The following is a 10410-nucleotide window of genomic DNA, read 5'->3' on the forward strand; positions in this document are numbered from 1 at the left end:
GTGTAATAATGGCTTCGTAATAACTTCGTATAGCATACATTATACGAAGTTATACGACAAGTTTATTTTGAAACTTCGTGGTTCTTCAATTCGGCATATCAAGATTGAGCGGCTGAATAATAACTCGAGTGCCTTTCTTAAGTTCGACAGGTCCCTTACCGTTATCAACAGTAATACGTTGACTCAAAGAGCCACGCACTCCAGGAAAAACACGCTCTACTCGTTTATCAGTAGCCGATATATGCAAACCGCCCTTTTTTGCTCTCGCACGAGGCATGATTCAAAACTCCAACCAGTAAATAAAGAATTTGTTTTTAATGATAACACAATGTGATTTTTTTATGCACACCAAAGACTATTTATTGTGTTCGGAACGAAATAAAGTATTATCAATACCCAAGAATTATTGTGAAATAACATGAAGAAACAGCATGACGATACTATTTGCTCTGGTGATTAGCTTTATTGCCTTATTATGGTCCGCCAATCATTTGGTTAGCGGCGCATCCGGTATTGCCCACTATTACCGGTTACCACCTTTATTAATTGGTTTAACTTTAGTAGCACTGGGTACTTCTGCTCCTGAAATTATGGTTGCTATTAGAGCATCCATAGAGGGTGTAACTGACATAGCTATTGGCAATGCTATCGGTACAAACATTGCCAATATTGGTTTAGTACTCGGTATAACAGCTCTTTTAAAACCGCTTAGGGTACAACCAACATTATTGCGCCGAGAATATCCTCTCCTTTTTTAGTCATGCTTTTTACTTATTCACTCATTATCGATGGCTATCTTGGCGTTTTGGATGGTTGCCTGTTTTTATTAGTTTGCATCGCCTTAATCACTTATTTTATATATATAACGCGGCAAGAGCGTCCACAAAAACAATTAACTATCGCTTTTCAACAAGCAGCCTTTCGTAAACACTCACTAAAAACTCATACTATCCATTTGATTTTGGGCCTCATTGTTTTACCTCTCAGCGCTAAATATTTAATACAGAATTGTGTTGAACTTGGGCACTGGTTAGGTATAAGCGAATTAATTATTGGCCTGACCATTGTTGCAATAGGAAGCAGCTTACCTGAATTGGTTACATCAATTATCGCCGCAGTTAAAGGTGCTGACGATATTGCCATTGGTAATATCCTTGGCGCCAATATGTTTAATTTAATTGCCGTTATGATTTTTCCTGGCATTATTCACCCTGCAGCAATTAGTCATGCTATATTGTGGCGTGATATCCCAGTCATGTTTGTAACAACCTCAGCTCTTCTATGGCTAAATTATCGTCATAAGAAAAGAATTACTCGTTGGCAAGGCGGCATATTAATATTGATTTATTGTTGTTACGTGCTCTCACTATTTATTACGGCTATAAACTAAATATGTTTGCCCTGTTTATAGATGATGAGTTTTGCTTGGCGTCTTAAAATATCAGCCGCAGCTTTTGCTTCAGGCTGTCCTGCATCTGCAGCCCGATTAATCCAATACCAGGCTACTTTACGATCCTCAATAACTCCCTGGCCATAATAATACATATAGCCTACGGCGTATTGCGCATCGGGATTGCCTTTTTTCGCCTCAGGTATTAGGCGAACAAAAGCCCGTCGGTAATCCTGCGCTTGAAAGCTGCGGATCCCTTCGTTCAAATTTACGTTACTTACACAAGCCGTCGCAATGAGTATCCAAATAAACAATACAATTGTTCGCAATGCAAAACGCATAAGCTTATTCCTCAATTAACGGCTTTGCAGGAGCCTCGAAGATTAATTCATTTTTAGGCAAACTTAAACTCTCAAGGACTCCCTTATGCAAAACCACGACTCCTTTTTCTGTAATTCGTTTGATTACTGCTCCTCCAGGCAAGACATCGCCAATCACATAGGTTTTTTGCCCGCCTCCACCGGCTCGAATAATAACCTGCGATTCATTCTCTTTAGTCGCAAACATAACTCCTACGACCTCAGCATCAAGCATGGATTGTTTAATGTCCGCATCAGCTAAATTGGTTGGGACATAGTCTCCAAACAAAGACGTTTTAAATAAGGGAGAATCCTTACGCAAATAAGCCTGTGCCGGTGTAATATTGGCTTGTGGCATTACAGCTTGTTTTTTTCATTAAATTGAAAAGCGATTATTAACTCCCATACAAATAAAAAAAGACCAGTACAAAAATACAGATAGCCATCATTTTTTGTGGCTCATTGGTAAGTAATAAAGGAAACTTAATCTGTTTTTTTGCATGATTCAAATTAGCATGGTTTTTGCCTATCACTATATGCACTAAAACAAGCAAAGACAAGAAAGGGAGCAACTATGCACTCTAACCAAGAGCAACCCCATATCCAATTAGCCACTATGTCACGTTGGTACGTTGTTTCACGAGCACTCCATGCAGTGGCAAAACTTGGCATTGCTAATCACATGTCCTTAAAACCGATCGATATTGATGAATTGGCAGAACGTACAGGAACAATACCTGAATTATTAGACAGAGTATTAAAATTTCTTAGCGCTTACGGTCTTTTTAATTGCGATGAAACCGGTTATTCGCTAACAAGTTTATCAATGCCTTTACGTGATGATGATCCTCATTCTGTCCGTGATGTTTTGTGTATGGTGGATGACAGTTGGTGGCAATCCTTTGCTCATCTTGATACCAGTTTAAAAACAGGAAATTCTGCTTTCTCCCATCAACATGGCGATAGTTTTTTAGTTTTCTTAGTAAACACCCAGAGAAACAAGCAAATTTTGATCGAGGCATGGCAAGATTATCCACCTTTGATGATGAGGCAATTGCCAAAGCCTATAATTTTTCGCAATTTTCTCAGGTAGTTGATATGGGAGGGGGACGCGGAGGCTTAACGCAGGCATTAGCCCGCCATTATCCCAAACTACAACTAACTCTTTTAGACACTGCCTCTGTCATTGAACAATTGAGAGGCGGAGATTTTCCACCACAGATCAAATTAACTGCAGGTGATTTTCTAGCTAAAATTCCTCAAGCAGATGCTTATATTTTTAAAGGCGTCCTCCATGATTTCAACGATAATCTCATGCATCAGATTTTGTCAAATTGCCATCAACAAATGACAAAGAATACTTCGCTTTTCATTGCTGAACAGGTTATGCCTGACAGCCCAGGTCCCCATCCTAATAAAACAATGGATATCGTGATGATGGTTCTGTTAGGAGGCAGGCAACGCACACTTAGTGAATGGCAGCAATCGATAGAACCCTCCGGTTTTATTTTCCAAGATAGTTATAAAACAGATACCCTGTTTACTCTGATGGCTTTTAAACCAAGTTGAGACCTACTTAAATGCATTAACGGCGAAATCAAAGATGATGTAACGATGAGGTTAAAATGTGTCGCGGATCGTATTCTTTCTTTAACCGCAGCCAATCACTGTAAACAGGGCCAAAATGAGTCTGCCAATAATTTGAGGCTAATTTTTGCCCCAAATAACCTGAAAGATAACGCTTTCCACCTTGTTGTAAAAACAGCTCATCCAAAGTAGTGATAGTCTGCAAACAGCTAGGAAGCAACGCAGGATTCACACCAGGGTTTAAAATCATTAAAGCACAAATATCCTTGGCCTCAGGGAGCATTAAAAAACCAATACGCTTCTTATTAGCTAGTGGCACAATCTGCAGAACCGTTGCATAGTGAATGGGTAGTTGCGTAAGTAATTCCTCGAGTTCCTTAGATAAAACAGCGGTGGGAATAAAGCATTCATACCAGGGATGAAGTAAATCCCATTGCCCCGTCAATTTCATTGCTTCAAAACGAGAATTGTGGCGATGGAGATAAGAATGAATCGATTCATCCTGAATGTGGATCGTTTTCCATGGTTTTAAATGACTGCTAACAGCATTTAATTGCGGTGGTTTATTGTCATACTCCAGTGAAACATGCAAAGCAAAAAGCCATTGGGCAAAGGGCATGCGTCTGCCTTCTTCTGTTAATTTAGCACCCTGCAATGAGGGAGAGCAAAAAGCTTCCACATAATCAGCACCAGATTTAATTTTAGCAATATCATGAATCCATTGATTTTTATCAAGATAAACTAAAAAAATGTTCTAACTTGTTTCAGACAAGGACGTAACTTGATACAAGCCTTGGTTATGACAGCAAAACGTCCTTGCCCGGAAAGACAAGCATGAAACAATTCAGATTGCTCATCAATCTGCGCAATCTTGCCATCAGCTGTAATCACCTCTAAGGCTTTGACATGAGAGCTGATACTACCGAATTTAAAAGAAGACGAGCCCACTCCTCCTGCCGAAAGTACCCCGCCTACCGACAAGTTACAATTATAAGGAAGAACATAAGGAATTTGTGCTTTTTTTAGAGAGACTTCTACTACTGAAGACCAAGTTGTATTTGCCTCAGCCCAGATACTATCTGGCTCATGGACCAGAACATGATTTAATTGCTCTAAGTGCATAATTAAACTACCTTTCTGCGCTAGAGCCTGCCCTCCCTGACTCAGCCCATTTCCGCGAATAGTAACATTCAGATTATGTTGATTAGCATAACCTAATACAGACTGAAGTTTTTTATTGAGGATGGAATACAAACTGCTGACGGGCTAGCTTGATTTAATTTACCGAAATCCTGGGCATAAGAAACAAGCGTATGCTCATCACTGAGCATCGCTTGTCCACTCTCTTTCTCACACTGCTTTATCTGAGACATACTCCAATGCATTGGCTGCATTTTCTTGATTCCTTTGTTTAGCCAACTCTAGTCGTTGGTTACAAGCAAGAATTAATCCATCAAACATCTTACCGAACGCATCGTAACATCTATCAATCATCTTTAATGCTTCACGACGTACATTGACAGGAACAGGTATTGCAAACAATTTGCGTTCCATTTCCTCTTCAAACAAAGCATGAGCTAATTCAACTTCAAGATGTGAACTCGAAAAGTACTTCAGGTTTTTATCTTCTCCAGCTTTCTTCACCTGTTTAGCTACTTTCTCGAAAAAACACATGCCCAGAAGACTCAAGGGTAAGCAATAAAGCAATATTTAATATTTCATCGTCTATTTTATAGATTTCAGACATGATTGCGTATGCCGCATCACGAGTGAGTTGTGATTCTTTACTGTAAAGCCAAGCCACATCATCTCTTGTGCATGATTTATCATCACACAAACCACCCATGTATTTTTTATCATGTAAAAACCATTTTTCATGTCCTGCGTCTTCAAGACGGTGGTGGCGAGCAATTTTTTCAAGTAAGGATCAGTAACTCGCTCTTCATTCAGACGTAAAATATCCTGGAAAGTCATTGCCCAAAAAGTTAATTCAGGGACAAAATAGCTGATTTCCTCTAAACTATTTAATTGAGTTAACACTTCAAAAAAGGATGTCCCATGAATTCTTGTTGTTTGGAATCAATATAAGTTTGTATAGTTTTCATGGTATTTGCCTCCGAGGCACGATTAAATTGGTTGGACAATTCATGTGTTGCACGCTCCATGCCAAAAAATGAATCTTTCTATTCAAATAAGACACAAATAAGCGTGTTTTTTCTTTTTTGCAGGAGAAAACCTCGGAAAGCGACAAAAGAATGTCCCCGAATCAAGCTTAAACGACAAAAAATTGACCAAACAAGCATTAAATTTTAATGAGTTTTTTCAATAAGACTTAAATTCGCCAATTTTTTGTCATATTTTTCCATTAACTTATCCACTTCAGACCAATTTATCTCTTCTATACACCTCGCTTGTAAACAAATTTCATTCAGAAGCTCATTTTGCAAATAGCCATGTGCGTTTGCCTCTGCGTAGGGCGTATTAGTAAACATAACTAACACATGCTTTGAAACATAACGCTGTGGATAACGATGCATTAATTCCTGCTCTATCTGTTTTTTTAAATTAAACTTTGCATCACGAATATCGGTTTGAATTTCATGATAATTAGCCATTGACATCTCTGCTACAGCATCGGTATTAGCCTTACGTGAATTAAAAAATGCAGGCATTACTTGCTGCCAATCATCATTATATTGATCTAAAAACGCATTAAGAATACGGCAGTCTTCAAAAGCACTGTTCATGCCCTGGCCAAAAAAAGGGACTATTCCATGTGCTGCATCGCCAATCAATAAGCAATGATCTTTAAAATACCAGGATGTACATTTTATTGTACTTAAATTTCCCGTTGGATTATGGGTAAATTCATTAATCAAATCCGGCATTACCTCATAGGCGTCAGGAAAAGCCTCCCTAAAGAAAGAATTGATAACTTTTTCATTATTGAGCTGAGCAAAACTGTTCTTGCCTTTATTAGCCAAGAATAAAGTCCCAGTAATTGAATCATCACGATTAGGATTCCCCAGGAGCATAAATGAATCTCGTGGCCAGAGATGTAAATGTTCGGGTATAAAATGTCGAGAAGGCTCTTTACTAATAGACAATTCTTTATAGCCGTGAGGTAGAAATTCCCTTGATGCGACAATAAGTTTCTCCTGCTCAAGAGCTTCACGCACCTGAGAAGCAGCACCATCAGCACCGATCAAGATATCGTATGGTTTGGATAAAAGACTTTTATCTGGAAACTCGAAATATACTACTTTGTTATAGAGATCAACCTTTACCAATTTCATATCAAAATGCAAACGGATCCCTAAGGTTTGCTCAGCTCTATCCAGCAATAACTCATTTAAGCCACTACGCTGAATAGCGTTAATATATTCTGTGTTATCGCGGCCAAAAGGTTGGTATTTTATCGTGCCATTTTGCTCGTGAATGGCTCTAGCACGCATCGGCACCATGATTTTTTCAACTTCAAACATTAAATTCACGCCTGCTAAACCGGTAATGCCTCGACAAGATAAAAGCCAGATTTATTGAGCGTCCTTTTTTCGATTTTTGAGATACGTAAATCAGGTCTCGCTTCAAATAAATCAATTTCATAACCGCGTCTGGCAAGGTACAGCGATAGCAAGACCCCTGCTAACCCAGAACCAATAATGGTTACGCTTCTCATCATGTCTCTCCGTTGCCTGAACTTAGACTAATGAAACCAGGCTTGTGCACCAGCCTCATCTATCCCAAGATTCATCATCCCTAATAAGTCCATCATTATCATAGGCAAGTGACGTTGGGTTTTAAAACTCTCCCCATATAAATAACCTGCTTAAAGTTACAACCACATATATCCTCCTAGCAGTCAAACTACCAGCACCAGTATAGGTATTAATAAGCTTTCAATGAAAAATACCCAGCAAAAATCATACCTGCTGTGTATTTTAGATTGTCAATTTGAAAAGTTATCGATGAATTATTTGAAGAGAACCCTGAAGAAATAAAGATTTATCAACTGAAATGTAACCAGAAAATGGATAACTTAGTGCCATGATAGCAGTTAAATAGAAAGTGACTACTAAAGTCAAAACAATGTGCATATACAATTGCACACTGTGTCTACGTAAACCTAATGCGTTTAACAGAATTAATACAAACGCAACCGAAAAACAAAGACATACCAAGCATTAGGAATCGCACTTTCTAAGAATTTTAAACGACGGTTACGTAATTCCATCGTTGCATTTAATGCTGAAATAATCTCTTTATAAAAAACCTTGGTAATCACTGTTTCAGGCGTATAATTTTGCACAATTGAGTATAAGTTAAACAATAATTGTGAGATGTCAGCATCCGCCTCGCCATTTGCCATCGCTGGCCATTCTTCTTCAATTACCTCTTTTGCATATTGTTCAATAGCTTCTTGTAAGTTCTTAGCCACTGAGCTAGGAAACACTCGACTCCCTTCCCACATTACGGCTAATTTACTGCCTTCATCAACAACTACCTGCTCTGCATTTTCATAATTCTCCCATCCCAAAAACAGAAGGAATCCTAGCAAAATACTATAAACTCCATTGACTAAACCCAAAGATAAAGTGACTGCCTCATCAAAATGGTCGTTTTTTATCCTTATAGATGGCATTACTTTCGTAGAAATAACATAAGCTACAATAGCAAATCCAACATAAATGATTGATATAAAAATATAAAATAAGGTGGGATGTAAGGCGTTAATAATAGTGCGAAACATTTATTTACCTTTTTTATTTATATAATTTTACCAATCTCATGTAGATTCTGTTAAAAACCCGGAAAGTTTTCTAAATAATCCTTTAATGCTGCCGGTGTATTTGGCGGTTTAAAGTAATACCCCTGGGCATAATCACAACCATGAGCCACGATGAAATCCTTTTGTAATTCGGTTTCCACCCCTTCTGCTAATACCTCTAAATTCAAACTGTGACCAAGATTAATAATTGCTCGTGCAATTGCAGCATCATTTTCCTGATTGGATAATTCACTAATAAAAGACCGATCTATTTTCAATTTATTGACAGGAAATTGTTTTAAGTAAGATAAACTAGAATAGCCAGTCCCAAAATCATCAATCACTAAGCTAATACCCATATCTTTTAACTGATACATTGTCTCAACAGCATGATCAATGTCATCAACCAATAAGCTTTCTGTTAACTCCAGCTCCAAAAATTTTGCTGCCAATCCTGTCTTAGTTAAAACTTCAGCAACTACTTCGGGAAGTCTACTTTGTCGGAATTGACGACCAGAAATATTGACAGCAATCCTTAAATCCTTAAATCCTGCTTTATGCCAGCGAATTGCTTGATTACAGGCTTGCTCCAATACCCACCTGCCAATATCGACAATTAAACCGTTTTCTTCAGCCATACCAATAAACTCAATGGGAGAAACCTGTCCTAAAAGATGGCTATTCCAGCGTAATAATGCTTCAAAACCTACTATGCATCGCTTTCTGAGATCAATCAGGGGTTGATAAACGAGATAAAACTCATCTCTTTTCATTGCATCCCGCAACGCATTTTCCAATTGCATGTGATTAATCACGCGTCTATTCATTTCCTGCTCAAAGACACGATAATTGTTCCGTCCACTGTCTTTAGCATGGTACATAGATAAATCAGCATTTTTCATCAGCGATTCATAGTCGAGACCATCTTTCGGATAGTAGCTAATACCAATACTGCCAGTAATTTTTAAACTGTGTTGATCAACCTGAAATGGCTTCTCAATAAGATGTAGAATTTCTGCTGCCATTTGCTGGGCTTGTTGCTCAGTGTTTAATTCTGGCAAAAGAATAACAAACTCATCCCCCCCTAATCGGGCGACCGTATCAAAATCATTCGTAGCAATCAGCAGACGATTGGAAACAGCCTGCAGTAATTTATCTCCGATACTATGTCCTAAAGTATCATTAGTCATTTTAAAGCGGTCTAAATCCAGGAACAGAAAGGCCAAAAGAGATTTCTTCTTCTTGGCTTGCAAAATAGCTTGTTCCACCCTATCCATCAACAATACGCGGTTAGGCAATTCAGTTAAAGGATCATGAGTTGCCTGCCTGACTAATTGCTTTTCCATATCACGGCGCTGCGTGATATCGTTAATAATACAGACGTAATGTCTGATTTTTCCAAAAGAATCACTGACTGGTGCAACACTTAATTCACACCAGAACATTTCGCCATTGCGGCGATAACTTTCCAACTCAACGGTTTCCTCTCTTTGTTCTCTAATGGCGAGATTAATGCGTTTTTGATTAACCTGGTCGGCCTTTGTTCCCTGTAAATGAGCTAAATTTTGCCCAATTGTTTGTTTTCGTTATATCCTGTTATGCGCTCAAAGGCTTTATTGACATAAATAATAGGTTGATTAGGCTTAATGATATCGATGATTGCTACACCATGACTACTTGCCTCAATTGCGCGCTCACGAATACGTAATTCATCCTCTGACATCATTCGCTGAGTAACATCCCGAAAACTGTATACTCTGCCTACAATTTCTGAGCCTACGCGTTGTGGCTGGGTATAACGCTCAAAAATACGACCATCCTTAAAATGTAATAGAGGTAATGCACCTTGCCAATCTGGATTTTCATAGAGATATTGGACATCGGCAATCACTGATGCGGGATTACTTAATTGTTCTAAAATGTATTCAAAACCAATACTTTCCGTACCAGACTCAAGCATATGGGAAGGAATACGCCACATTTCAACAAATTTTTGATTCCAATCCACAACCTGGCCTTTGCCATTAACCATCATGATACCATCTGCAGTAGATTCTAAGGTTGCTCGTAACAAAGACAAGGATTTTTCCAGCTCAATATTTTCTCAAGTATTTCGCTTGTTTCGATTTTAATATTATTGGAAAGAGGCGCGTTAATTGAACGCTGAAATTCTGGCTGCGTGTGATACCATTTTTCCAGTAGGGAAGATAACTCTGGCGTCAGCGAAGGAATGCCTAATTCCTCACATACGTTAGTTAACGATGGCTCCTTGCCATGTCGCTTCACCGTTTCTGCAGCGGAAGCAA

The 10410-nt window shown here is 38.6% G+C and carries 14 protein-coding genes and 2 pseudogenes; 4 read left to right on the top strand and 12 right to left on the bottom strand.

What is annotated here, in order from left to right:
• Positions 1-85: 85 nt before the first annotated feature.
• Positions 86-277, bottom strand: a complete 192-nt coding sequence (locus tag BN58_RS13295) for a hypothetical protein (RefSeq protein WP_019217254.1) — start codon at positions 275-277, stop codon at positions 86-88.
• A 154-nt stretch (positions 278-431) separates the two neighbouring features.
• On the opposite strand from BN58_RS13295, the gene BN58_RS34430 reads away from it, so the two are divergent.
• Positions 432-758, top strand: a complete 327-nt coding sequence (locus BN58_RS34430; protein ID WP_019217255.1) for a sodium:calcium antiporter — start codon at positions 432-434, stop codon at positions 756-758.
• Between the two features lie 2 nt (positions 759-760).
• Positions 761-1390: a sodium:calcium antiporter gene (locus BN58_RS25330; RefSeq protein ID WP_019217256.1), complete on the top strand. Its 630-nt coding sequence runs from the start codon at positions 761-763 to the stop codon at positions 1388-1390.
• Here BN58_RS25330 and BN58_RS13305 read toward each other — a convergent pair.
• Together BN58_RS13305 and BN58_RS25335 are read right to left on the bottom strand one after the other, a co-directional pair.
• A complete protein-coding gene (locus BN58_RS13305; RefSeq protein WP_019217257.1) occupies positions 1387-1731 on the bottom strand; it encodes a tetratricopeptide repeat protein in 345 nt (114 codons plus the stop codon). The genes BN58_RS25330 and BN58_RS13305 overlap by 4 nt on opposite strands.
• Before the next feature lie 4 nt (positions 1732-1735).
• Entirely contained in the window at positions 1736-2107 is a 372-nt protein-coding gene (locus BN58_RS25335; protein WP_019217258.1) for a type II secretion system protein N, read from the bottom strand.
• A gap of 216 nt (positions 2108-2323) precedes the next feature.
• Here BN58_RS25335 and BN58_RS34435 point away from each other — a divergent pair, with 216 nt between their 5' ends.
• Both BN58_RS34435 and BN58_RS34440 read left to right on the top strand, forming a co-directional pair.
• On the top strand, positions 2324-2842 hold the full coding sequence (locus tag BN58_RS34435; RefSeq protein ID WP_232220612.1) for a methyltransferase family protein: 519 nt from the start codon (positions 2324-2326) through the stop codon (positions 2840-2842).
• A complete protein-coding gene (locus BN58_RS34440) occupies positions 2770-3318 on the top strand; it encodes a methyltransferase (RefSeq protein WP_232220613.1) in 549 nt (182 codons plus the stop codon). Before BN58_RS34435 ends, BN58_RS34440 begins: the two co-directional genes overlap by 73 nt.
• A gap of 28 nt (positions 3319-3346) precedes the next feature.
• On the opposite strand, the gene BN58_RS37075 is transcribed toward BN58_RS34440, so the two are convergent.
• The 9 genes and pseudogenes from BN58_RS37075 to BN58_RS34455 form a co-directional block, all read right to left on the bottom strand.
• The gene (locus BN58_RS37075; protein WP_332247991.1) at positions 3347-4015 is read right to left on the bottom strand and encodes a hypothetical protein; all 669 of its coding nucleotides are present in this window, start codon (positions 4013-4015) and stop codon (positions 3347-3349) included.
• Positions 4016-4077: 62 nt separating this feature from the next.
• A complete protein-coding gene (locus BN58_RS37080) occupies positions 4078-4590 on the bottom strand; it encodes an FAD-binding oxidoreductase (protein ID WP_332247992.1) in 513 nt (170 codons plus the stop codon).
• Between the two features lie 96 nt (positions 4591-4686).
• Positions 4687-5441 (bottom strand): annotated as a pseudogene (locus BN58_RS25350) (hypothetical protein).
• 204 nt (positions 5442-5645) lie between these two features.
• Positions 5646-6821: an FAD-dependent oxidoreductase gene (locus BN58_RS25355; RefSeq protein ID WP_232220614.1), complete on the bottom strand. Its 1176-nt coding sequence runs from the start codon at positions 6819-6821 to the stop codon at positions 5646-5648.
• A 14-nt stretch (positions 6822-6835) separates the two neighbouring features.
• Positions 6836-7018, bottom strand: a complete 183-nt coding sequence (locus BN58_RS34445; RefSeq protein WP_232220615.1) for an NAD(P)-binding protein — start codon at positions 7016-7018, stop codon at positions 6836-6838.
• Positions 7019-7480: 462 nt separating this feature from the next.
• The gene (locus BN58_RS13335; RefSeq protein ID WP_019217262.1) at positions 7481-8086 is read right to left on the bottom strand and encodes a bestrophin-like domain; all 606 of its coding nucleotides are present in this window, start codon (positions 8084-8086) and stop codon (positions 7481-7483) included.
• Between the two features lie 50 nt (positions 8087-8136).
• The gene (locus tag BN58_RS28695; protein ID WP_408605493.1) at positions 8137-9381 is read right to left on the bottom strand and encodes a putative bifunctional diguanylate cyclase/phosphodiesterase; all 1245 of its coding nucleotides are present in this window, start codon (positions 9379-9381) and stop codon (positions 8137-8139) included.
• 56 nt (positions 9382-9437) lie between these two features.
• Positions 9438-10139 (bottom strand): annotated as a pseudogene (locus BN58_RS34450) (PAS domain S-box protein); the annotation flags it as partial.
• 20 nt (positions 10140-10159) lie between these two features.
• Positions 10160-10410: hypothetical protein (locus BN58_RS34455; protein ID WP_232220616.1), on the bottom strand; the 251-nt coding region annotated here is incomplete at its 5' end.

The organism is Legionella tunisiensis (genome assembly GCF_000308315.1).
Classification (GTDB): Bacteria; Pseudomonadota; Gammaproteobacteria; order Legionellales; family Legionellaceae; genus Tatlockia; species Tatlockia tunisiensis.